The 21,668-nt window shown below is 54.3% G+C and carries 20 protein-coding genes, 1 other RNA gene and 1 other annotated feature; of the genes, 15 read left to right on the top strand and 6 right to left on the bottom strand.

The genetic code is table 11. The features are described 5' to 3' along the window. Nucleotides 1–30 precede the first annotated feature (30 nt). The 6 genes from recJ to aspS all read left to right on the top strand — a co-directional run bounded on the left by recJ (nucleotide 31) and on the right by aspS (nucleotide 9,054). Nucleotides 31–2,328, top strand: coding sequence for a single-stranded-DNA-specific exonuclease RecJ (gene recJ / locus EVJ24_RS08260; RefSeq protein ID WP_131440906.1), 2,298 nt, complete (start codon nucleotides 31–33; stop codon nucleotides 2,326–2,328). 1 nt (nucleotide 2,329) lies between these two features. Further along, entirely contained in the window at nucleotides 2,330–2,848 is a 519-nt protein-coding gene (locus EVJ24_RS08255; protein WP_131440904.1) for an adenine phosphoribosyltransferase, read from the top strand. A gap of 187 nt (nucleotides 2,849–3,035) precedes the next feature. Next, complete coding sequence (locus EVJ24_RS08250; protein WP_131440902.1) at nucleotides 3,036–5,225, top strand: RelA/SpoT family protein; 2,190 nt, start codon at nucleotides 3,036–3,038, stop codon at nucleotides 5,223–5,225. Nucleotides 5,226–5,242: 17 nt separating this feature from the next. Beyond that, nucleotides 5,243–5,686 carry a D-aminoacyl-tRNA deacylase gene (gene dtd, locus EVJ24_RS08245; protein ID WP_131440900.1) on the top strand — a complete coding sequence of 148 codons (444 nt, stop codon included), beginning with the start codon at nucleotides 5,243–5,245 and terminating at the stop codon, nucleotides 5,684–5,686. Between the two features lie 38 nt (nucleotides 5,687–5,724). Next, nucleotides 5,725–5,959: a binding site (T-box leader), on the top strand. 39 nt (nucleotides 5,960–5,998) lie between these two features. Further along, nucleotides 5,999–7,279, top strand: coding sequence for a histidine--tRNA ligase (gene hisS, locus EVJ24_RS08240; protein WP_131440898.1), 1,281 nt, complete (start codon nucleotides 5,999–6,001; stop codon nucleotides 7,277–7,279). Beyond that, nucleotides 7,276–9,054 (top strand): aspartate--tRNA ligase, encoded by a 1,779-nt coding sequence (gene aspS / locus EVJ24_RS08235; RefSeq protein WP_131440896.1) that lies wholly within the window; start codon nucleotides 7,276–7,278, stop codon nucleotides 9,052–9,054. The genes hisS and aspS overlap by 4 nt, the downstream gene beginning before the upstream one ends. Before the next feature lie 33 nt (nucleotides 9,055–9,087). On the opposite strand, the gene EVJ24_RS08230 is transcribed toward aspS, so the two are convergent. Together EVJ24_RS08230 and EVJ24_RS08225 are read right to left on the bottom strand one after the other, a co-directional pair. Continuing rightward, entirely contained in the window at nucleotides 9,088–9,279 is a 192-nt protein-coding gene (locus tag EVJ24_RS08230; RefSeq protein ID WP_131440894.1) for a hypothetical protein, read from the bottom strand. Continuing rightward, nucleotides 9,276–9,626, bottom strand: coding sequence for an iron-sulfur cluster biosynthesis family protein (locus EVJ24_RS08225; RefSeq protein WP_131440892.1), 351 nt, complete (start codon nucleotides 9,624–9,626; stop codon nucleotides 9,276–9,278). The genes EVJ24_RS08230 and EVJ24_RS08225 overlap by 4 nt, the downstream gene beginning before the upstream one ends. Nucleotides 9,627–9,744: 118 nt before the next feature. On the opposite strand from EVJ24_RS08225, the gene EVJ24_RS08220 reads away from it, so the two are divergent. Together EVJ24_RS08220 and EVJ24_RS08215 are read left to right on the top strand one after the other, a co-directional pair. Next, on the top strand, nucleotides 9,745–11,457 hold the full coding sequence (locus tag EVJ24_RS08220) for an ABC transporter ATP-binding protein (RefSeq protein ID WP_131440890.1): 1,713 nt from the start codon (nucleotides 9,745–9,747) through the stop codon (nucleotides 11,455–11,457). 98 nt (nucleotides 11,458–11,555) lie between these two features. Beyond that, complete coding sequence (locus tag EVJ24_RS08215) at nucleotides 11,556–12,590, top strand: zinc-binding dehydrogenase (protein ID WP_131440888.1); 1,035 nt, start codon at nucleotides 11,556–11,558, stop codon at nucleotides 12,588–12,590. 50 nt (nucleotides 12,591–12,640) lie between these two features. Here EVJ24_RS08215 and EVJ24_RS08210 read toward each other — a convergent pair whose 3' ends face one another. Then, on the bottom strand, nucleotides 12,641–13,288 hold the full coding sequence (locus EVJ24_RS08210; RefSeq protein WP_070327662.1) for a YczE/YyaS/YitT family protein: 648 nt from the start codon (nucleotides 13,286–13,288) through the stop codon (nucleotides 12,641–12,643). A gap of 344 nt (nucleotides 13,289–13,632) precedes the next feature. Here EVJ24_RS08210 and EVJ24_RS08205 point away from each other — a divergent pair, with 344 nt between their 5' ends. The 3 genes from EVJ24_RS08205 (at nucleotide 13,633) to EVJ24_RS08195 (ending at nucleotide 15,972) form a co-directional block, all read left to right on the top strand. After that, nucleotides 13,633–14,847 carry a DASH family cryptochrome gene (locus EVJ24_RS08205; protein ID WP_131440886.1) on the top strand — a complete coding sequence of 405 codons (1,215 nt, stop codon included), beginning with the start codon at nucleotides 13,633–13,635 and terminating at the stop codon, nucleotides 14,845–14,847. Nucleotides 14,848–14,922: 75 nt separating this feature from the next. Beyond that, nucleotides 14,923–15,109: non-coding RNA, 6S RNA (gene ssrS / locus EVJ24_RS08200), on the top strand. A 95-nt stretch (nucleotides 15,110–15,204) separates the two neighbouring features. Beyond that, a complete protein-coding gene (locus EVJ24_RS08195; RefSeq protein ID WP_070327660.1) occupies nucleotides 15,205–15,972 on the top strand; it encodes a tRNA threonylcarbamoyladenosine dehydratase in 768 nt (255 codons plus the stop codon). Between the two features lie 24 nt (nucleotides 15,973–15,996). On the opposite strand, the gene EVJ24_RS08190 is transcribed toward EVJ24_RS08195, so the two are convergent. Further along, a complete protein-coding gene (locus EVJ24_RS08190; RefSeq protein ID WP_131440884.1) occupies nucleotides 15,997–17,304 on the bottom strand; it encodes a replication-associated recombination protein A in 1,308 nt (435 codons plus the stop codon). Between the two features lie 60 nt (nucleotides 17,305–17,364). Here EVJ24_RS08190 and cymR point away from each other — a divergent pair, with 60 nt between their 5' ends. From cymR to EVJ24_RS08170, 4 genes are read left to right on the top strand one after another with little or no spacing between them, the layout of a single operon-like run. After that, nucleotides 17,365–17,772, top strand: a complete 408-nt coding sequence (cymR, locus tag EVJ24_RS08185; RefSeq protein ID WP_071399466.1) for a cysteine metabolism transcriptional regulator CymR — start codon at nucleotides 17,365–17,367, stop codon at nucleotides 17,770–17,772. A 17-nt stretch (nucleotides 17,773–17,789) separates the two neighbouring features. Further along, nucleotides 17,790–18,926 carry a cysteine desulfurase family protein gene (locus tag EVJ24_RS08180; RefSeq protein WP_131440881.1) on the top strand — a complete coding sequence of 379 codons (1,137 nt, stop codon included), beginning with the start codon at nucleotides 17,790–17,792 and terminating at the stop codon, nucleotides 18,924–18,926. Then, a complete protein-coding gene (mnmA, locus tag EVJ24_RS08175) occupies nucleotides 18,927–20,048 on the top strand; it encodes a tRNA 2-thiouridine(34) synthase MnmA (protein WP_131440879.1) in 1,122 nt (373 codons plus the stop codon). A 4-nt stretch (nucleotides 20,049–20,052) separates the two neighbouring features. After that, nucleotides 20,053–20,718, top strand: coding sequence for a tetratricopeptide repeat protein (locus EVJ24_RS08170; protein WP_201740363.1), 666 nt, complete (start codon nucleotides 20,053–20,055; stop codon nucleotides 20,716–20,718). 52 nt (nucleotides 20,719–20,770) lie between these two features. Here the strand turns inward: EVJ24_RS08170 and EVJ24_RS08165 are convergent, their stop codons facing one another. Next, nucleotides 20,771–21,046, bottom strand: a complete 276-nt coding sequence (locus EVJ24_RS08165; protein ID WP_161568744.1) for a hypothetical protein — start codon at nucleotides 21,044–21,046, stop codon at nucleotides 20,771–20,773. Nucleotides 21,047–21,109: 63 nt separating this feature from the next. After that, nucleotides 21,110–21,658: a VOC family protein gene (locus EVJ24_RS08160; RefSeq protein WP_233589610.1), complete on the bottom strand. Its 549-nt coding sequence runs from the start codon at nucleotides 21,656–21,658 to the stop codon at nucleotides 21,110–21,112. Nucleotides 21,659–21,668 lie beyond the last annotated feature (10 nt).

Below are 21,668 nucleotides of genomic sequence, written 5' to 3'. Positions count from 1 at the left end.
TATAATCAACAGTTGATTGGAGTGAAGGATATGTATCATGCAAAGAAACGGTGGGTGTATCCGGAGACGGATGCGGCCGCGATCGAACAACTACAGACAGAACTAAATATATCGGAACAACTCGCGACGTTGCTCACGCAACGGGGCCATCGAGAGCCTGACGCAGCGAAGGCGTTCCTCCAGATCGAGGACGAACTCGAGTTCCACGACCCGAACTTGTTCGAGCAGATGCCGAAAGTCGTCGAACGCTTGAAGCGAGCGGCTGACGAAGGCGAGATGGTGCTCATCTACGGGGATTACGACGTCGATGGGGTCAGTGCCTCGGCCGTCATGTGGCATGCGTTGACTGAGATCGGGGTCATGGCCGAGTGCTATATCCCGAACCGGTTCACAGAAGGCTACGGGCCGAACAAAGAAGCGTTCAGTTGGGCGGCAAGTGAAGGGTTCACGCTCGTCATCACGGTCGACTGCGGGATCTCGGGGATCGAAGAAGCGGCGTTGTTGAAAGAACTGAACGTCGACTTGATCATCACCGACCACCACGAGCCGAAAGCGACGCTACCTGACGCGTTTGCGATCATTCATCCACACATCGATCCGTCGTATCCATACGACAAGCTCGCCGGAGCCGGAGTCGCCCTTAAAGTGGCACACGCCGTGCTCGGGCGGATGCCTGACGAGCTGCTCGACTTGGCTGTCCTCGGGACGATCGCCGATCTCGTCCCGCTCGACGGAGAAAACCGTCTGCTCGCTAAGCTGGGTCTCAAGGCGCTCGATGAGTCGAAGCGGCCCGGGATTTTAGCGCTGCGCGAAGTGTGTGCCTTGACGGACAGCACGCTCAACGAAGAGTCGGTCGGTTTCGCGTTCGGTCCCCGCATCAATGCGGCCGGACGACTTGACTCGGCGATGCCAGCCCTCCAGATGCTGCTCGCCGAAAGTGTCGAAGAAGCACTCGTCTTAGCGAATCAACTCGATAAACAAAACAAAGAGCGTCAAGACATCGTCAAGACGATCGCGAAAGAAGCGACCGAACTCGTCGAAGCATCGATGACGGACGACCGCGTCCTCGTCGTCGCGAGCGAACGTTGGAATCCGGGTGTCGTCGGAATCGTCGCCTCACGTCTCGTCGAGGCGTACTATCGACCGGTCATCCTGCTCTGCCACGATCCGAAGACGGGGAAAGCAAAGGGTTCGGGCCGCTCGATCGATGGTTTTGACTTATTTAAAGAGCTTTCTAAAAACGAAGATATTCTCCCGCACTTCGGGGGACACCCGGCAGCGGCCGGGATGACGCTCATGTCAGAGAATGTGGCGGAGCTGAGACGACGCTTGAACGAGCAAGCGGAATCGATTCCGGACGAGACGTTCGTCGCCCGCGTGAACGTCGATTTGAAGCTCGACGTCAGTGACGTATCGCTCGACTTGATCGCAGAAATCGGCAAGCTCGCCCCGTTTGGGATGGGCAACCCGTCACCGCGCGTCGTCGTCGCGGACGCGAAACTGCGCGATATCCGTCAAATCGGGCGCGACAACACGCACCTTAAAGTCCAACTTGCTGGATACAAGCGCGAACTCGACGGCATCGGCTTCGGGTTCGGTCACGTCGTCTCAGAAATCTCGAAGATGGCACTCGTCTCGGTCATGGGGAGTCTCCAAGTGAACGAATGGAACGGGATGCGCAAGCCGCAACTCATGATCCAAGACATCCGTGTCGATGGGTTCCAAGTGTTCGATTATCGAGGCAAGAAAAACTCGATTGATGAATTGAGACAGCTTCCGAGTGACGCGACATCGTACGTGTCGTTCAGAGACGAGTCGAACGAATTTTCACTCCACGATTTCAAAACGCCGGTCAAACGGTTCGTCGTCTTGCTCGATTTACCGGACGACGAGACGGCGCTGTCCGACCTGCTAAACGAAGACGTCGAGCGCGTCTATTGCGCGTTCGGCCAAGCGGGTAATTCGTTTTTCGAGAAATTGCCGAGCCGGGAAGATTTCCGAACGTATTACGTCCATATGGCCACGTGCGAACGGAAACACCTGCGTGAAAACTTGATTCGTTTGTCAATTGAACGAAAATGGACAAAAAATACGATTCAATTTATGCATCAAGTATTCTCTGAACTCGAATTTCTTGTTACAATGGAAGACGGACTGCCTGGAGTGAATCCAGAAGCACCGAAACGTGATTTGACCGAAGCGCCTTGTTACAAACGTCGCGTCGGACGAGAACAACTCGAAGAACGTTTCGTCTATGCGTCGTTGGCAGAGCTGAAAGAGCGGTTACAATCATTGCGATCGAACAAGATGCAGGAGGCTTACACATAAAATGGATTTCAAACAGCATATTAAAGAAGTAGCGGATTACCCGAAAGAAGGCATCAGCTTTAAAGACATCACGTCGCTTATGCAAGACGGACCAGCTTACAAAAAAGCGGTCGACGAATTGATCGTCTACGCGCAGGAACGTGGCGCTGAACTAATCGCCGGACCAGAAGCACGCGGATTCGTCGTCGGATGCCCAGCGGCTTACGCCCTCGAACTCGGCTTCGTCCCGGTACGTAAAGAAGGCAAGTTACCGCGCGAGACGGTTCGCGTATCGTACGGTCTTGAATACGGCACGGACATTTTGACGATGCACAAAGATTCAATCAAGCCAGGTCAGCAAGTCGTCATCCTCGACGATTTACTGGCGACGGGTGGCACAATCGAAGCGACGATCAAAATGATCGAACAACTCGGTGGTGTCGTTGCTGGAATCGGGTTCTTGATCGAACTCGACGGCCTCGGTGGACGCGAACGTCTCGAAGGATACGACGTGTTCTCACTCATCTGCTACGAAGACTGAGGAAACGGGAAGCTCATGCTTCCCGTTTTTTGAATAGTTTTTGAGGAAAACAACCTACAACCTTTGACAGTTCGTCAGATTTTTTTGATAATGGTAATAAAAAATAGAACAACTTGTACGCAAACTACTACCATGCTGCGACGAATCCGAGACGTTGGGAGCGGTAAGAAAAAGGGTGTCGAATGTTATGACCAAAAAACAAATCGTAAGTATTGAGGATCTTCTCGACGCGCTCGGGAAGTATATGGATGAGCATGATGTTGCCGAAGTGAAACGCGCTTACGAATACGCAAAACTTCATCATACCGGTCAGTTCAGACGTTCAGGTGAACCCTACATTTTGCACCCGGTGCAAGTGGCCGGTATTCTCGTCGACATCGGCTTAGATGCGACGACGATTGTCGGTGCCTTGTTGCACGACGTTGTCGAGGACACGGATGTCACGCTCAAAGATCTAACTGACGAATTTGGGGTTGAAGTCGCCATGCTTGTCGATGGTGTGACGAAGCTTGGGAAGATCAAGTATAAGTCGAAGAAAGAAGAACTCGCGGAGAATCACCGTAAGATGATCATCGCGATGGCTGAAGACGTGCGCGTCATCTTGATCAAACTCGCCGACCGCTTGCACAACATGCGGACGTTGCAGCATATGCCGAAAGAGAAGCAAGTCCAAAAAGCCGAGGAGACGCTTGAAATCTTTGCGCCGCTCGCGCACCGGATGGGGATCTCGACGATCAAGTGGGAGCTCGAAGATATTTCGTTACGCTATATCAACCCGCAGCAATACTATAAGATCGTCTCGATGATGAAACAGAAACGGACAGAGCGTGAAGCGCTCGTCTCATCGGTCATCACCGAAGTGAACGCCGTGCTCGATGAAGTGAGTATCGAAGCCGATGTCAACGGTCGACCGAAACATATTTACTCGATTTACAATAAGATCGTGAAGCATAATAAAGAGTTCAATGAAATTTACGACTTGATGGCGGTCCGGATCATCGTTGATTCGATCCGTGATTGCTACGCTGTCCTCGGGATCATTCATACGCAGTACAAGCCGATGCCGGGTCGTTTCAAGGACTATATCGCCATGCCGAAACCGAACATGTATCAATCGCTTCACACGACGGTGATCGGACCGAAGGGTGAGCCGCTTGAAGTGCAAATCCGGACGAAAGATATGCACTTCATCGCCGAGTTCGGGATTGCCGCGCACTGGGCTTATAAAGAAGGCAAAAACGTCGCGACGAACGGGTTTGATGAAAAGATCGCCCATCTTCGTGAAATTTTAGAGCTGCAAAAAGATACGACCGACGCCGAAGAGTTCATGGAGTCGCTCAAAGTCGACTTCTTCAGCGACATGTTGTACGTCTTCACGCCAAAAGGTGACGTCTTCGAGTTGCCGAAAGGCTCGGTCCCGATCGACTATGCGTACCGCATCCATACTGAGATCGGTCATCGGATGACCGGTGCGAAAGTGAACGGACGCATGGTGCCGCTCGACCATAAACTTGAGACGGGTGACATCATTGAGATCATCACGTCGAAACATAGTTATGGGCCGAGCAAGGACTGGCTCAAACTCGCCGTCTCGAGTCAGGCGAAGAATAAGATCCGTCAATGGTTCAAACGCCAACAACGTGAAGAGAACGTCGAGAAAGGCAAAGAACTCGTCGACGTCGAAATCAAGAAGCTCGGCTTCGAACCGAAAGAAGTCATCGATGACCAGTCGATCAGCATTGTCGTCGAGAAGTTCAACTTCGGGAACGAGGAAGAGATGTACGCCGCCGTCGGCTATCACGGTATCACCGCGGCCCAAGTCGCGCACAAGTTGACGGAGAAGCAACGGAAAGAGCCGAAACTCGAACTGTCTGACGCGATCAACGAACTAAAAGTCAGCCAGTCACCGAAGAAGAAGACAGCCGAGGCCGGCGTCTCGGTCAAAGGGATCGACAATATGCTCATCCGGATGAGCCGGTGCTGTAACCCGGTGCCGGGTGATGAGATCGTCGGCTATATTACCCGTGGTCGTGGCGTCTCGATTCACCGGAAAGACTGCTTGAACATCATTAACGAGCAACATCCTGAACGCTTGTTGACGGTCGAGTGGGAAGTCGGTCAAGCGAAAGAGAAGAACTACAACGTCGATATCGAGATCACCGGCTACGATCGGTCTGGACTGTTAAACGACGTCCTTCAAGCCGTCTCAGCGACGAACACGAACATCGTGGCGGTGAGCGGACGCGGGGACACGAATAAACAAGCCCGCATCTCGATGACTATCTCGATTCCGAACGTGAACCATTTGCAAAAAGTCGTCGACCGGATCAAACAGATCTCGGACGTATACTCGGTCAGCCGAGTCATGATGACGTAACGAAAGGAAGATTTTAAGTGCGTGTATTGTTGCAACGAGTGAAGGAAGCATCTGTCAAAGTCGATGAACAGACGGTCGGACAAATCGACACCGGCTATCTGCTCCTCGTCGGGGTGACCCATGAGGATACCGAGCAGGAAGTGAACTGGCTCGCCGATAAAGTGGCGGGGCTCCGTGTGTTCGAAGACGCGGAAGAGAAGATGAACTTGTCGATTCAAGACGTCGCCGGCAAAGTGTTGTCAGTGTCGCAGTTCACGCTGTACGGCGATACGTCGAAAGGCCGCCGTCCCGCGTTCACGCAGGCTGCGAAACCCGACATCGCCGAACGTCTTTACGAACAGTTCAACGACCGCCTGCGGACGCACGGACTCGTCGTCGAGACCGGAAAGTTCGGGGCGATGATGGACGTCGGGCTCGTCAACGACGGCCCGGTCACACTCATGCTTGAAAAAAACGCTTGACAGAAGGCGCCAAAATTCGGCATCATGAACCATATAACCTAACACCTACGATAAAGAGAAGTACGGTCACCCCACCAGCAAAGAGAGCGATGCCGAGGCTGAAAGCATCGACTGGATGATGACCCGAACGACACTTTGGAGGTGCTTCCTTGAACGTTTAGTAGGGGAAGCCGTTTCATCGGGCGTTAACCGATTTCGAGTGGCAGAGTATCGATTTTGGCTCTGCAACGAGGGTGGTACCACGGGAAACTTTAACAGGCTCTCGTCCCTTTGCGGACGAGGGCCTTTTTGTATTCTAAGGAGGGAATTTTGATGAAAGCACCACGCGGCACACAAGACCTGCTTCCGGGCACGGTCGAGACGTGGCAGTATGTCGAAGAGAAACTTCGCGACATTAGCGCCCGTTACAACTATAAAGAGATTCGCACACCGATTTTTGAAACGACGGACCTGTTCACACGCAGCGTCGGCGAGACGACGGACATCGTCCAAAAAGAGATGTTCACGCTCGTCAAAAAAGGCAAGGACGAGTACACGCTCCGTCCGGAAGGAACGGCCTCGGTCGTTCGCGCTTTCGTCACGAACAAACTGTTCGGCAGTCCCGATCAACCGACAAAGCTGTACTATATGGGACCGATGTTCCGTTACGAGCGTCCGCAAAAAGGCCGTTTCCGCCAGTTGCACCAGTACGGTGTCGAGGCGATCGGCAGCAGTGATCCGGCCGTCGACGCCGAAGTGATCAGCCTCGCCTACACGATCTACAAATCGTTCGGTTTACAAAAAATCAAAGTCGTCGTCAACTCGCTCGGTGACGCGGAGAGCCGCAACGCCCACCGCGAAGCGCTCATCCGTCACTTCGAACCGGTCCAAGACGAATTGTGCCAGGACTGTCAGACGCGCTTGCACCAAAACCCGCTCCGCGTCCTCGACTGTAAAGTCGATCGCGATCACCCGGCGATGAAGTCGGCACCGTCGATCCTCGACTTTTTGAACGAAGAGTCGAAAGCGTATTTCGACAAAGTGCTCGAGCACTTGGACGCGCTCGGTGTCGCCTACGAGGTCGACCCGACACTCGTCCGTGGCCTCGATTACTACACGCACACGGCGTTTGAGATCATGTCGGAAGCAGAAGGTTTCGGCGCGATCACGACGCTTTGCGGCGGTGGGCGCTACAACGGCCTCGTCCAAGATATCGGCGGTCCGGATATGCCAGGTATCGGCTTCGGCATCGGACTTGAACGGCTCATCCTCGCGCTTGAGAATGAGAACGTGCTCCCTGAACTCGAGACGGGATTAGACGTCTTCGTCGTCGCCCAAGGCGGGAAGGACGTCGAGACGACGGCGACGCGCTTGTTGCAACTCCTCCGCATGGAAGGGTTCAAAGCCGATCGTGATTACCTCGGGCGCAAATTCAAAGGCCAATTTAAACAAGCCGACCGCTTGAATTCGAAATTCACCGTCATCCTCGGAGACGATGAAGTCGAACGCGGCTCGGCTTCGCTCAAAGTCATGGCAACTGGAGAACAAGTCGATGTGCCACTCTCGGCCGTCGCAGACAAAATTCGTGAACTATCGGAAGGAGCAGGACAATGATCGGACGCACACATATGAACGGCCGCGTGACAGAGTCACTGATCGGCCAAGAAGTACAATTGAAAGGTTGGGTCCAAAAACGCCGCGACCTCGGAGGACTCATCTTCATCGACCTTCGTGACCGCACAGGCATCGTCCAAGTCGTCGTACGCCCGGAAAATGAGGCCGTGCACAAGCTCGCCGAGTCGATCCGCAGCGAATACGTCTTAGACATCAAAGGGACCGTCCTCGAACGTGAAAATAAAAACCCAAACATGCCGACAGGGAATATCGAAGTCATCGCCTCAGAGATCAACATCTTGAACGCGGCGAAGATGACGCCGATCCCAATCGGTGACGAGGCGGAAAACGTCTCAGAAGACCTTCGTCTCAAGTACCGTTACCTCGACCTTCGTCGTCCGGCGCTTCAAGAGACGTTCCGTCTCCGCTCGAAGGCGTCGAACACGATCCGTAACTTCTTGACGGAAGAAGAGTTCCTCGAAGTCGAGACGCCGATTTTGACGAAGTCGACACCGGAAGGCGCGCGTGACTATCTCGTCCCGAGCCGTGTCCACGGTGGCGAGTTCTATGCGCTCCCGCAATCACCGCAACTGTTCAAACAGCTCTTGATGGTCGCCGGATTTGACCGGTACTTCCAAATCGCCCGCTGTTTCCGTGACGAAGACCTTCGGGCCGACCGTCAACCGGAATTCACACAAGTCGACATCGAGACGAGTTTCATGGACGTCGAAGACTTGATGGCGATGATGGAATCGATGATGGCGCAAGTGATGGAAGCGACGCTCGGTCGTACCGACACGCCAGCGAAGTTCGAACGGATGACGCACGCGGAAGCGATGCGCCGCTTCGGTTCAGATAAGCCGGACACACGTTTCGGTCTTGAACTGATTGATGTCGCGGACGCCGTTACAGGCGCTGGCTTCAAAGTGTTCGATATGGCGCTCGAGTCAAACGGACACGTCAAAGCGATCAACGTGAAAGGCGAGGCCGACAAGTTCTCGCGTAAAGACATCGACAAGCTTCAAGAGTTCACGGCCGTCTACGGCGCGAAAGGACTCGCATGGCTCAAAGTGACAACTGAAGGCTTGAACGGACCGATCGCCAAGTTCTTCGACGAGACGTACGCGCAGAAATTAATCGAAGCGACGAACGCGGAAGCGGGCGACCTGCTCTTGTTCGTGGCGGCAAAACCGACTGTCGTCGCCGACAGCCTCGGCGCGCTTCGCGTCAAACTCGGTCATGAGCTCGGTCTCATCGACGAGTCGAAGTTCAACTTCCTCTGGGTGACGGACTTCCCGCTCGTCACGTTCGAAGAAGAAGACGGACGTTTCTACGCCAATCACCACCCGTTCACGATGCCAAATCGTGACGACCTCCATCTTCTCGAGACGGACCCAGCAAGCGTACGCGCGCTCGCCTATGACCTCGTCTTGAACGGCTATGAGCTCGGTGGCGGATCACAACGGATTTATGAGCGCGACATCCAAGAGCGGATGTTCAAACTGCTCGGTTTCACAGAAGAAGAAGCGGTCGATCAGTTCGGCTTCTTACTCGAAGCGTTCGAATACGGCACACCGCCGCACGCGGGTATCGCGCTCGGTCTCGACCGTCTCGTCATGATCCTCGCGGGTCGTTCGAACCTTCGCGACACGATCGCCTTCCCGAAAACGGCTTCGGCGAGCTGTCTGTTGACGCAAGCACCAAGCCCGGTCGCGGACGCACAACTCGAAGAGTTGTCAATCCGGACAGCGGTGAAAGAGAAGAAACAAGGGTAAACAAAAGGAGGTTCGCCGCGGCGAACCTCCTTTTTAGTCATTCTGCTGTTCCATTTTCTTCGCAGTTTGCTGCAACGCAAACCCGAACGAAAACAGCGACGCGATCACGGCCGTCATCGTATAAACGGAGTTCGTGAAAGCAAGATAGATGCCAAACAAACCGAGGCCGAAGCTGAGGATGAACCAAAGCATCAACTTCGGGTGTTCTGTTAACGCTTGTTTCATGCGCTCGGCACGTTCAGCTGGCAACCGGTCCCGTCGGTCACGAGCAGGTTCGAGTTGAACACTTGGCCGTTGCTCTTCAAGACGAGCGACCGTTTATCGTCGCGGTAGTCGATGATCATGTCTTCATCTAGGAAGACTTTCGTCCAGTTCTTGATGAGGATTGGCCCGACGTTCGAGTCGATCTCGACGTCTTCCGGCGTCGTCTCGCTCACATAGCGGATCTCGAAGATGCCGCTATTGCCGCAACCGCAGCCTTCCGTCTCATAAAACAAGTGCATCTGTCCGTCACGGTCACCTTTCAAGGCGTTGATACGCTCTCTCGCGCGGTCTGTAATCTGTACGTTCATTGTTATCACTCCTTACGTCCATTATACATCGTCTGAAAAAAGATTGAAAAAGACGTGCTTCCCATTTTCCACTTCCTGCAAAAAAGCGTAAACTATTTGTTTAGAAGGGGGAAAGGAAATGATCTCACGTTTTTTTAGTTATTACCGTCCACATAAGAAGTTATTCATCCTTGATTTCACGTTCGCCATCCTCGTCGGCCTGCTCGAGCTTGGATTTCCGCTCGCCGTCCAATGGTTCATTGACGATCTGCTGCCGGGCGGCGAATGGAACTGGATTATTATCATCAGTATCGGCCTGCTTATTCTGTACATACTCGCCATGATGATGCAGTACGTCGTCAACTATTGGGGACATAAGCTCGGGATCAATATCGAGACCGATATGCGCGAAGAACTGTTCACGCACATCCATAAGCAATCGTTCCGCTTCTTCGACAACCATAAGACCGGTCACTTGATGAGCCGGGTCACGAACGACTTGTTCGACATCGGCGAAGTGGCACACCACGGACCGGAAGACTTCTTCATCGCCATCATGACGCTGCTCGGCGCGTTCGGGATCATGTTCTCGATCAATCCGCAACTTGCGCTCGTGACGGTCATCGCCGTTCCGTTCCTCGTCATCATGATCACGTACGCCAATAAAAACATGAACAAGGCGTGGCAGAAGATGTACGGCAACATCAGTGAAGTGAACGCCCGCGTCGAAGACAGCGTCTCTGGCGCGCGTGTCGTCCAGTCGTTCACGAACGAGACGTTCGAAATCAACCGGTTCCAACAAGACAACAACTTCTATCGCGGTTCGAAGATCGAAGCGTATCGGGTCATGAGTAAGTCGCTCGCCGGGATCTATATCACGACACGGCTCATGACATTGCTCGTCCTCGTCTACGGGGCGTACTTGACGTATGAAAACGAATTGACATACGGTGAGCTCGTCGGTTTCATCTTGTATATGAACTTGCTCATCAAACCGGTCGAGAAGATCACGGCGCTCCTCGAGATGTATCCGAAAGGGATGGCCGGCTTCAAACGGTTCACAGAACTGATCGATGAGGCACCGGACATCGAGAACCGTCCGGACGCGGTCGAGGTCAGTTCACTGAAAGGGAACATCGCTTTCCACGATGTCTCGTTCGGCTACTCGGACTACCGAGAAGTGTTGACGCATATCGACCTCGACATCACGACCGGGTCGACGGTCGCCCTCGTCGGGACGAGCGGTGCCGGCAAGACGACGATTTGCTCACTCATCCCACGCTTTTATGACGTGACGGGTGGGGCCATCACGATCGACGGGATCGACATCCGTGACATGACGAAAGAGAGTCTGCGTCGCCAAATCGGGATCGTGCAGCAGGACGTGTTCTTGTTCGCCGGGACGCTCCGCGAGAACATCGCCTACGGCAAGCTCGAGGCGAGCGACGCGGAAGTCATGCACGCGGTCGAGAAGGCACATTTGAACTCGCTCGTCGACGAACTCGAGCACGGGCTCGACACACAAATCGGAGAGCGGGGACTGAAACTGTCGGGCGGACAGAAACAACGGATCGCCATCGCCCGCATGTTCTTGAAGAACCCACCGATCTTGATCTTAGATGAAGCGACGTCCGCCCTCGACACGGAGACGGAAGCGATCATCCAGGAGTCGCTTACGGAACTCGCGGCCGACCGGACGACGCTCATCATCGCTCATCGTCTTGCGACCGTGAAGAATGCCGACCGCATCCTCGTCGTCACCGCCGACGGCATCGTCGAGGACGGCACGCACGACGAGTTGAGTGCCAAAGGCGGCGTCTTCGCCGGGCTGCTCAGACGGCAACAACTATAACTAGTCGGGCAGCCACCAGTGATTCAAGTCTTGGTGGCTGTTTTGCGTAAAATGGGTATAAACAAGCATCAGTGTGTGTGTGAGGAGGAAACAAATTGATGAAAGCAGTTCAAGTCATCGGATACGGTGACGTCGATCAATTACAGGTCGTCGACGTCCCGGTCCCGACACCGAAAGACGATGAGGTGCTCGTCCGCGTACAGGCGTGCGGCATCAACAATACGGAGATATGGATGCGAGAAGGGGCGTACGGGACGGATCAAGAGTCGGGCTGGCGTCCGGAGGGAGTCCAGTTTCCACGGATTCCAGGATCAGACATTACCGGAGAAATTGTCGGGGTCGGGAATCAAGTGGATGAAGGGATGATCGGCCGGCGTGTCGTCTTGTTTCCGTTCACGTCGAGTGGGGCTGACGGTGCGGAGCATATCGCTCCCGACATGTCGTTCATCGGCTCGGAATATGACGGCGGTTATGCGGAATATGTCGTCTGGCCGGCCGAGCTTTGTTATGACATGCCGCTCGACAGTTTCGTCGACAGCGCCGTCTTCTCGGTGAGCGGGTTGACGGCGTGGCACATGAACGAGCAAATTCAAATCCGTCCTGGTGAGACGGTCGTCGTCACCGGTGCGAGCGGCGGTGTCGGCTCGTTGAACGTGCAGATTGCAGCGCACGTGTTCGGAGCGAACGTCATCGCCATCATCGGCGATTTGAAAGGCGCACCGAAACTGAAAGCGCTCGGGGCGAGCCACGTCGTTTCCTATCGGTCGAAGACGCTCGCGGACGAGATTTTAGCAGCGAACGGTGGACCGGTCGATGCCGTGCTCGACGTCGTCGGGGATGCGTTGTTCGCAACGTCGCTCGATGTATTGAAGAACGGCGGTAAGTTTTGCATATCCGGATCGGCCGGGGGACAACGGACCGATCTCGATTTCCGTACGCTCTACTTGAAGCACATTACGATGTATGGATCGGTGCTCGGGACACGAGCGGAATTCAAAGCGATGCTCCAAGCGATTTCGAGCGGTCAAATCAAGCCTGTCGTCGACCGCACATTCCCGTTAGAAGAGGCCCGGGCGGCGCAAACGTATTTCAAACAGCAAGGCAAGGTCGGTAAGATCGTCCTCGTCCCGTAACAGCAAAGAGAGGAAATCGGACCCCTTGAGTCCGATTTCCTCTCTTAAATTCAGGCGATATCGGCTTTCGCCCGGTCGATGACCGAGACGAGCCGGCGGAACTGTTCGAGCCAAAACTGGAAGAACGGACCGATCAAGAAAATCGACAGCACCGTCCCGAAAAAAACGGGACCGCCGAGCACCCAGCCGATCAAGCAAGCGGAAAGCTCCATCCACGTCCGCATCATGCGGACCGATGTATTGAAACGGTCGGCCAAGGCGAGCGTCAGTCCGTCACGCGGGCCGGCGCCGTAACCGATGGCGACATACAGCCCGGCGCCCATGCCAATGACGAAGATGCCGAGAACGAGCCAGGCGATATTGAGTGCGGTTCCGTCGAGCGTCGGCAACAAGTGGTGGTCAAGGATCAAGTTCATGAACACACCGACGAAGACGGCGTTGACGAGCGTCCCGAACTGGGGTCGGATGCGGTCCAATATGTATTTGCATAAGACGAGCAACAGTCCGACGAGGAGAATGATCGTCCCGACCGAGATAGGTGTGTGCCGGGCGAGCCCGAGATGGAGCACGTCCCACGTCGAGACGCCGAGGTCGGCCGTGATCATCATCGACGACCCGAGGGCGAGCAGGAACAAACCGCCCATGAACAACGCCCACTTCAAACTGATTCGTAAAGATTGTATCCATACCGCCTGCATGTTGGTCGCCTCGATTCCCTAAAATGTTCCATCATCATATCATAATTGGTTTCAAGGCGAGAAAAAAACGCCTCAGCTTGGCTGAGACGTCATTGATTATTTTTTAGGTGTTTCTGCTTTTTTTGCTTTGTTCTTTTTATAATAATTGTAGACGAACGGAGCGACCGCCGTCGCGACTTTGATGAGTGTACCAAATTTTCCTTTTCTAGCCATGTTGTTGCACCCCTTTCTCTTCTCTAAAGAGTTATATTCCACACGTTGCGAAAATGAAAACATATTTCGAACAGGTTCGACACGATTGATGGCACATGCATCACGCATAATAGAGCCAGGAGGCGAAGAATATGAAGACAATTATTTGGTATCAGAACGATTTACGGATCGATGACCATCAGCCGCTCGAAGAGGCGCAGAAACATGATGAGGCGATCGAGGGGCATTACTTTATAAGAGAAGACGAGCTGAACGAAAATCAGTTCGGCGTCATCCCGCTCGGGGCCAGACGGCTTCAATTTTTAAAAGAGTCGCTAGAAGACTTGGCCGGATCGCTCGATGCGCTCGGAATCCCGCTCTACGTGCATGTCGGTCATCCACTCGATATCCTCGACCCGACAGACCGGCTGTTGTTTCAACGGTCGATCGGATTGAACGAACGCTTGCTTGAAAAAGACGTCATCGCACGTTGGCAAGGAGAGTGGCAATCGTTCGACGGATTCACGCTGTACCCACGCACCGAGATCCCGTTTAAGAAAATGCCGTTTTTGTTCACCGAGTTCCGAAAAGCGGTCGAGGACGATGCCCGTCCTGAACAGCTGATTGAGCGGACGAGCTCAGGTCAGTCGCGTCCGCTCCCGTTTCCTGTCCCGTTCGAGCGTCCGACGCTTGACGCCCGGTCCGCTTTTCCGTTTCAAGGCGGCGAAACGTCGGGGCGGAAACGTCTGAGCGACTATTTGGCAGGTCCCGTCCGCACGTATAAAGAGACGCGGAACGGCTTTGGGGTCGACGACTCATCCAAGTTGTCGGCTTTTCTTGCCAACGGGTCGCTCTCGCCGCGGCGTGTGCTCCATGAACTAGAGCTTCATGAACGACAGCACGGGGCGAACGAGTCGACATATTGGCTCTATTTTGAACTGTTGTGGCGCGAGTTTTTCCAATGGGTCGCGCTCGAGCAAGGGAAGCGGTTGTTCCGTCGCCAAGGGATACGTTCGAAAGATAAATCGTGGAAAGTGGACGAGGATGTGATTCATCGGTGGCAGCAAGGCGAGACGGGCGTCGCGTTCGTCGATGCGTTCATGCACGAGTTGAACGCGACGGGATGGATGTCGAACCGGGGCCGGCAAATCGTCGCGAGCTATTTCGCCAAAGAACTCGGACAAGATTGGCGCTACGGTGCGGCCTACTTCGAAGCGATGCTCATCGACTACGACGTCGCCAGCAATTATGGCAATTGGGCGTATCAGGCCGGTGTCGGCAACGATTCACGCGACCGGCGTTTCAACGTCTCACGCCAACAAGATACGTATGACCCGACGCGTGCGTTTCGTGACACGTGGATGTGACGAAACCGTCACCGGAAATCGAGGTTTCTGATTGACTTCTTTTTACATGGGATGCTATAGTAAGGGCATCAGATGGGATACCTGAGGTGTTCGAGAGCCGCCTTCGTTATTTTGAGCCAACACTTTGAATACGGGAGATCGAACTGCCAGCCGGATCAACTGCCTCATCACGTGCAGGAGGACTTGTGAAGGGGACGCTAGATCACCCACCTGCTTAAGCAGGTTCAAAAGCAGGGCATCGTCACGGCACTCCGGGCCCCATCGATTTTATTGTAAAAACGTCGCTAGACGTCTTTTTTTTGATTATAATTCCGAGTAAAATAGTGTGAAAAAATAGTATTAATTTGGAGGAAGATTATGTTACACCAGTTTTCGCGTAATGAGTTGGCCATCGGTCAAGAAGGTATTGAAACGTTGAAAGGAAAGACGGTCGCCATTCTCGGCGTCGGCGGTGTCGGCTCGTTCGCAGCAGAAGCACTTGCCCGGAGCGGTGTCGGTCGGATCGTGCTCGTCGATAAAGACGATATCGACATCACGAACGTCAATCGTCAAATCCACGCGCTCTTGTCGACAGTCGGACAACCGAAAGTCGAGGCGATGGGGGCGCGTCTGCTCGACATCAATCCGGACGTCGAACTTGTCCAGTTGAAGATGTTTTATACCGAAGAGACGTTCGAAGAGTTCTTCGCTCAAAACATCGATTTTGTCATCGATGCGTCAGATACGATCATCTACAAGATTCATTTGATCGTCGAGTGTAAACGTCGTGGTATCCCGGTCATTTCAAGTATGGGGATGGCCAATAAGATGGATCCGACCCGGATTCAAGTCATCGACATTAAAGACACGTCATACGATCCGATTGCGAAGATGGTGCGGACGCGTCTGCGTAAACATAACATCTATAAAGGCGTGCCGGTCGTATTCTCGGATGAGTCACCGATCGTGACGCGTGAGGACGTGAACGAGGTCGTCGGTAAGAAAGACGCCCCGATCCGTAAAGCGAAGATGCCACCGAGCTCGAACGCGTTCGTGCCATCGGTCGCGGGACTCGTCGCCGCCGGGTACGTCATCAATCAAATGCTCGAGACGGCTGGTGTCGAGATCAATCGCATCCAGAACTGAGAAAACGACGCCGACTCGAATGAGTCAGCGTCGTTTTTCCCAATAGTCGAGCCGTTTTTGGAGTTGTTGCTCGAAGCCACGGCTCGTCGGTGTATAATATTTAGGACGTTTCCGGGCCAAATTTTCCGGCCAGTAGTTTTGTGGGACGTATCCGTCTTTCTCGTCATGCGGATATTTGTAGCCGGCGCCATTACCGAGCTCGCGTGCCCCAGGGCTATGCGCGTCGCGGAGATGGACCGGGACGGGACCACCTTCGACCGTCCGGACGTGATGGATCGCCTTATCGATCGCGGTGATGACGGCGTTCGACTTCGGTGCCGTCGCGAGATAGAGGACGGCCTCGGCCATCGGGATGCGTGCTTCCGGGAACCCGATATGTTCGCTCGCCCGTGCGGCCGCGTCGACGATGACGAGCGCGTTCGGGTCACTGAGCCCGATATCTTCGGCCGCGTGAACGTACAGGCGGCGCATGATAAAGCGTGGCGATTCGCCCGCCTCGATCATGACGGCGAGCCAGTACAGGGCGGCGTCCGGGTCCGAGCCGCGGATCGATTTGATGAACGCCGAGATGACGTCATAGTGTCGGTCGCCCGTCTTATCGTATTTGATGGCTTTTTGTTGGATCGACTCTTCGGCGACGTCGAGCGTGATTTGAATCTTGCCTTCGATTTCCGGCGTCGTCAAGACGGCGAGTTCGAGGGCGTTCAATAAGACACGATAGTCACCGTCCGCCATTTTGATATAATGGTCAACAGCCGCGTCTTCGATTTCAACCGGGTAGTTGCCGAGCCCTTTCTTGTCGGCGAGCGCACGCTCAAGCACGACCCGGAGCTCGTCTTGTCCAGGCGGCTCGAGCCGAAACACCGTCGCGCGCGACAATAGCGCCGCATTGACCTCGAAACTTGGATTTTCGGTCGTCGCCCCGATCAAGACGAGCTTGCCGGCCTCTAGCGCCGGGAGCAACGCATCTTGTTGCAGTTTATTGAAACGATGGATCTCGTCTAAAAATAAAATCGTCCGCTCTTGCTCGAAATCAAATCGAGATTCGGCTGCACGGATGACGCTCCGAAGCTCATCTAGTTTTGCCGTGACAGCGTTCAATTGAACAAACGTCGCTTTCGTATAGTTTGAAATGACGCGAGCGAGCGTCGTCTTGCCAGTACCTGGCGGACCATAAAGAATAATGGTGCCGAGCCGGTCGGCCTCGATGGCGCGGCGCAACAGCTTGCCTTCACCGATGATGTGGCGTTGACCGATGACTTCGTCTAACGTCTCCGGGCGCATCCGGTTGGCGAGCGGCCCGCTATTTGATTGTTGAAATAAATCACTCATACGTACACGTTCCTTTCGACAAACGTTTGTTCGAACAGTATAACAGAAGGAGAAACCAATATGAAAATATCTACTAAAGGCCGTTATGGTTTAACGATTATGATCGCGCTTGCCCGTGAGACGGACAACAAACCGCTCAGTTTGAAGAAAATCGCGGCGCGCCATGAACTGCCAGAACATTACTTGGAACAATTGATCGGCCCGCTCCGTAACGGCGGTCTCGTCAAAAGTGTCCGCGGTGCCTACGGTGGTTATCAGCTCGTCAAAGCACCGAGCGATATCACGGCTGGTGAGATCATTCGTCTGCTCGAAGGTCCGCTGACGATTGTCGAAGACTCGGAGACGGACGACGCCGTGAAGCGAAAACTTTGGGACAAGATCAAAGCGGCGATCGAGACGGTGTTAGAAGAAACGACACTCGCCGATCTCGCGGAAGAAGATTCAGAAGGCTACATGTTCTATATTTAACGATGAGGTGAACGGATATGAACTATTTTGACCACGCGGCCACGACGCCGATGCGTCCCGAGGTGCTCGAGGCGATGACTCCATATTTTTTAGAGCAGTACGGTAATCCGTCGAGCATACATGGTGTCGGCCGGAAAGCTCGGGCGGCGCTCGACGCGTCACGACGGACGCTCGCGACATGGATCGGTGCGACGCCAAACGAGATCGTCTTCACGTCGGGCGGGACCGAGTCAGACAATTACGCCTTGATCGGCGCGGCTTATGCGAACCGACATAAAGGGAAGCATGTGATCACGACGAAAATCGAGCACCACGCCGTCTTGCATGCGATGGGGCAACTCGAGCGTGAAGGGTTCGACGTGACGTACTTAGACGTCGACGAGTCCGGTGCCATATCGGTCGCTGCGCTTAAAGACGCGCTCCGTGACGATACGATTCTCGTCTCGGTCATGTACGGCAACAACGAGGTCGGGACAATCCAACCGATTGCTGATATCGGGACGTTGCTAGCCGACCGGGATACGTTGTTCCATACCGACGCGGTCCAGGCGCTCGGCACAGAAGCGATCGACGTGCACGCGCTCGGCGTCGACTTGTTGTCGGCGTCGGCGCATAAAGTGAACGGTCCGAAAGGTATCGGTTTTCTTTTTATAAAAACAGGTGTAAAATTAGCGACGCGTTCTTTTGGAGGACAACAAGAACGGAAACGTCGAGCCGGCACGGAAAACGTTTCGGGTGCCGTCGGGTTTAGCCGAGCGGCTGAACTGGTCATAGCCGAACGGAACGAGCGGGTGACAGCTTACCGAGAGATGGCTGACACGTTGCTACACACGCTTGATGAACTTGGCGTCGAGTACGAAGTGAACGGGGCGAACCGCTTGCCTCACATCGTCAACTTGTACCTGCCGGGCATCGAGCTTGAGCCGTTCCTGATCATGATGGACATGCGCGGTTGTGCCATTTCGAGCGGCAGCGCCTGCACGGCTGGAACGATTGAGCCGTCGCACGTGCTGACGGCCATGTACGGTCAATCTGACCGGACGAAACAATCGGTCCGCATCAGTTTTGGACTGGGCAACACGGTCGATGACGTGACACGGCTCGCCGAACGACTACATGAAGTCGTCTCGACATTTATGAACGGAGTGAGATAGATGAACTTACGAACAAAAGCCCCTGAAGACACGACGGTCGTCGTCGGAATGTCAGGCGGCGTCGATTCTTCGGTGACGGCCCATCTGTTAAAAGAGCAAGGGTATAACGTCATCGGGATTTTTATGAAAAACTGGGACGATACGGATGAGTCTGGATTCTGCACGGCGACAGAAGACTATGAGGACGTCATCGCGGTCGCCAACCAAATCGGGATCCCGTACTACGCGGTCAACTTCGAGAAAGAATATTGGGACCGCGTCTTTGAATATTTCTTGGCCGAGTATCGTCTCGGGCGGACGCCGAACCCGGACGTCATGTGTAACAAAGAAATCAAGTTCAAGGCGTTCCTTGATCATGCGCTCCGACTTGGGGCCGACTTCGTCGCGACAGGGCATTACGCCCGCGTCGAGTTCGTCGACGGCGAGCACCGCCTGCTTCGTGGGAAAGATGACAACAAGGATCAAACATACTTCTTAAACCAATTGTCGCAAGACCAACTTGCGCGGACGATGTTCCCAATCGGGCACATGGACAAAAAAGACGTCCGTGTCATCGCTGAAGAAGCTGGACTCGCGACGGCGAAGAAAAAAGATTCGACTGGCATTTGCTTCATCGGAGAGCGGAACTTCAAAGAGTTCCTCGGTCAATACTTGCCGTCACAACCAGGTGAGATGCAGACGCTTGACGGGATTGTGAAAGGACGCCACGACGGGCTCATGTATTACACGCTCGGTCAGCGGCACGGTCTAGGCATCGGCGGAGACGGAGAGCCATGGTTCGTCGTCGGAAAAGACGTCGAAAAGAACATCCTCTACGTCGGCCAAGGCTTCCATCACGACGCGCTCTATTCAGACGCGCTCTTCGCGTCACAATTGTCGTGGACCGGCTCGGCTCCTGAGGCTGAGTTCCGGGCGACGGCGAAGTTCCGCTATCGTCAACAAGACGTGCCGGTAACGATCGCGCCGCTCGATGGTGGCGAAGTACTCGTCAAATTTGATGAGCTACAACGTGCCATCACACCAGGACAAGCCGTTGTCTTTTATGACGGCGATATCTGTCTAGGCGGGGCGACGATCGACAAAGCGTATATTAACGGGAAACAACTCGACTATATCGGATGAGGTGATGACAGTGAACGCAAACGAACAAGGCATCCAAGCGATGCAGCAAGGTGAATTTGAACAAGCGGCCAAACATTTCAACGACGCCATCGAGGCGAACCCTACGGACCCGACCGGTTACGTCAACATGGGCACACTGCTTCAAGCGATCGGTGACCATGAACGGGCGGTCGTCTTTTACGACAAGGCGCTCGAACTCGACAGTGCGTTCGGTGCGGCCCATTATGCGAAAGGCGCGCTTGCCTATGAGCTAGAACAAGTCGACTTGGCCGAGGCGTCGCTGCGACAAGCGCTTCTTTCCGGTATGAATGATGCAGACTTGCACTTCATGCTCGGTTTGACGTACAAGGCGATGGGCGACTTCGTCCGCGCGTTGCCGCGACTTCGTGAAGCGAAAGCGCAAGCGCCGGAAGACGTCGAGATCACGTTCCAATACGGTCTCGCGCTCGCGCAAAACGAGCAGCTCGACATGGCAGTCGACGCACTCGAAGACACGCTCGACTTAGATGCGTCGCATACGGACGCCCGCTATAACTTGGCCATCGCCTATGCGTTCCTCGGTGAGCAGGACAAGACGTACGCCGAACTCGAGCGCGTACTCGAACTACAACCGGACCATGAGCTCGCACGTGACGCGAAAGCGAAAATGGATGAATTGCTCGGAAACTGATTACGAAAAGCGCCTCTCGCTATTTTTGCGAGAGGCGCTTTTCGTCCCGTTGTCAGTTCACAAGTTCTCCGGCGAACCAGACGAACAAGTTCAACGTCGTCAACAAAAGCGTGCAGGCGAGCACAATGTAGCTCCACACGACGCGTTTCCCTGATTTAGCCCGACGTATACCATCCGTCAAAATGAGGAAGGTCACACCGAATGAGACGAATGTTAATGCGGCAAAAGAAGTCGGGCGATCGAGCGTCGGAAAAGCATCAATCATGAAATACAATACAAACGTGAGCACTCCGAGACCAATCATGAGCAGAGGAGGGAATAATCGCATCTGGCACAACCTTTTCCATTTTCTCTCATCTTATCATGAAGAGAGAACAGTCGAAAACAGCCGTCATAGCTGTTTCGTCGTGATCTTCACCGGTTCGCCGGCAAACTCGCCGTATGCCTCGTCCATATTTTTCGTATACAGTTCGATGACGTTCTTGCTCGGGTCTTTAAAGTAGGCCGAGCGCTCTTTGCCGTTGACTGTCTCGTCCTCGTCCCACGTCCGCAGCTTCGTCGGGATCGCTGACGCCTCGAGCACTTCGAGCGCTTGATCGAACGATTTCATCGGCACGAAAAAGGCGCAATGGACGTGGGCGCCGCCTTCGTCATACAGCGTGTCCCATTCGGTCACTTGTTGCTGGCGATTTTCTTCCTCGTCTGTCGTAAAGTCCCGCTTCAGCCATAGACCGAGCCGCGTATTGCCGCCGACGTACAGCCATGTCGCCCATGGTTCGTTCGCCCCTTCTTGCGACGCGCTCGGTTCGGCGTCATCGCCGATCCATTGCTCGACGACCGGCAGACCGAGCTTGCCGTGCCAAAAATCGACGGCCTCGGTCATGTCGGTCACTTCTAAGACGAGTTCACATAGTCCACTGATTGGTAGCCGTTTCGTCATCATTGTTTCC

It is taken from the genome of Exiguobacterium sp. SH1S21 (genome assembly GCF_004337175.1).
GTDB classification, from domain to species: Bacteria; Bacillota; Bacilli; order Exiguobacteriales; family Exiguobacteriaceae; genus Exiguobacterium; species Exiguobacterium aurantiacum_A.
Note: the sequence above shows the minus strand (reverse complement) of the source record. Positions and strands in the feature narration are given on the sequence as shown.

What these genes read in the sequence shown, in the direction of transcription:
- recJ (WP_131440906.1), top strand. Translation starts at nt 31, where the DNA reads ATGTATCATGCAAAGAAACGGTGGGTGTATCCGGAGACGGATGCGGCC.
- EVJ24_RS08255 (WP_131440904.1), top strand. Translation starts at nt 2,330, where the DNA reads ATGGATTTCAAACAGCATATTAAAGAAGTAGCGGATTACCCGAAAGAA.
- EVJ24_RS08250 (WP_131440902.1), top strand. Translation starts at nt 3,036, where the DNA reads ATGACCAAAAAACAAATCGTAAGTATTGAGGATCTTCTCGACGCGCTC.
- hisS (WP_131440898.1), top strand. Translation starts at nt 5,999, where the DNA reads ATGAAAGCACCACGCGGCACACAAGACCTGCTTCCGGGCACGGTCGAG.
- aspS (WP_131440896.1), top strand. Translation starts at nt 7,276, where the DNA reads ATGATCGGACGCACACATATGAACGGCCGCGTGACAGAGTCACTGATC.
- EVJ24_RS08230 (WP_131440894.1), bottom strand. Translation starts at nt 9,279, where the DNA reads ATGAAACAAGCGTTAACAGAACACCCGAAGTTGATGCTTTGGTTCATC.
- EVJ24_RS08225 (WP_131440892.1), bottom strand. Translation starts at nt 9,626, where the DNA reads ATGAACGTACAGATTACAGACCGCGCGAGAGAGCGTATCAACGCCTTG.
- EVJ24_RS08220 (WP_131440890.1), top strand. Translation starts at nt 9,745, where the DNA reads ATGATCTCACGTTTTTTTAGTTATTACCGTCCACATAAGAAGTTATTC.
- EVJ24_RS08215 (WP_131440888.1), top strand. Translation starts at nt 11,556, where the DNA reads ATGAAAGCAGTTCAAGTCATCGGATACGGTGACGTCGATCAATTACAG.
- EVJ24_RS08210 (WP_070327662.1), bottom strand. Translation starts at nt 13,288, where the DNA reads ATGCAGGCGGTATGGATACAATCTTTACGAATCAGTTTGAAGTGGGCG.
- EVJ24_RS08205 (WP_131440886.1), top strand. Translation starts at nt 13,633, where the DNA reads ATGAAGACAATTATTTGGTATCAGAACGATTTACGGATCGATGACCAT.
- EVJ24_RS08195 (WP_070327660.1), top strand. Translation starts at nt 15,205, where the DNA reads ATGTTACACCAGTTTTCGCGTAATGAGTTGGCCATCGGTCAAGAAGGT.
- EVJ24_RS08190 (WP_131440884.1), bottom strand. Translation starts at nt 17,304, where the DNA reads ATGAGTGATTTATTTCAACAATCAAATAGCGGGCCGCTCGCCAACCGG.
- cymR (WP_071399466.1), top strand. Translation starts at nt 17,365, where the DNA reads ATGAAAATATCTACTAAAGGCCGTTATGGTTTAACGATTATGATCGCG.
- EVJ24_RS08180 (WP_131440881.1), top strand. Translation starts at nt 17,790, where the DNA reads ATGAACTATTTTGACCACGCGGCCACGACGCCGATGCGTCCCGAGGTG.
- mnmA (WP_131440879.1), top strand. Translation starts at nt 18,927, where the DNA reads ATGAACTTACGAACAAAAGCCCCTGAAGACACGACGGTCGTCGTCGGA.
- EVJ24_RS08170 (WP_201740363.1), top strand. Translation starts at nt 20,053, where the DNA reads ATGACAGTGAACGCAAACGAACAAGGCATCCAAGCGATGCAGCAAGGT.
- EVJ24_RS08165 (WP_161568744.1), bottom strand. Translation starts at nt 21,046, where the DNA reads ATGCGATTATTCCCTCCTCTGCTCATGATTGGTCTCGGAGTGCTCACG.
- EVJ24_RS08160 (WP_233589610.1), bottom strand. Translation starts at nt 21,658, where the DNA reads ATGACGAAACGGCTACCAATCAGTGGACTATGTGAACTCGTCTTAGAA.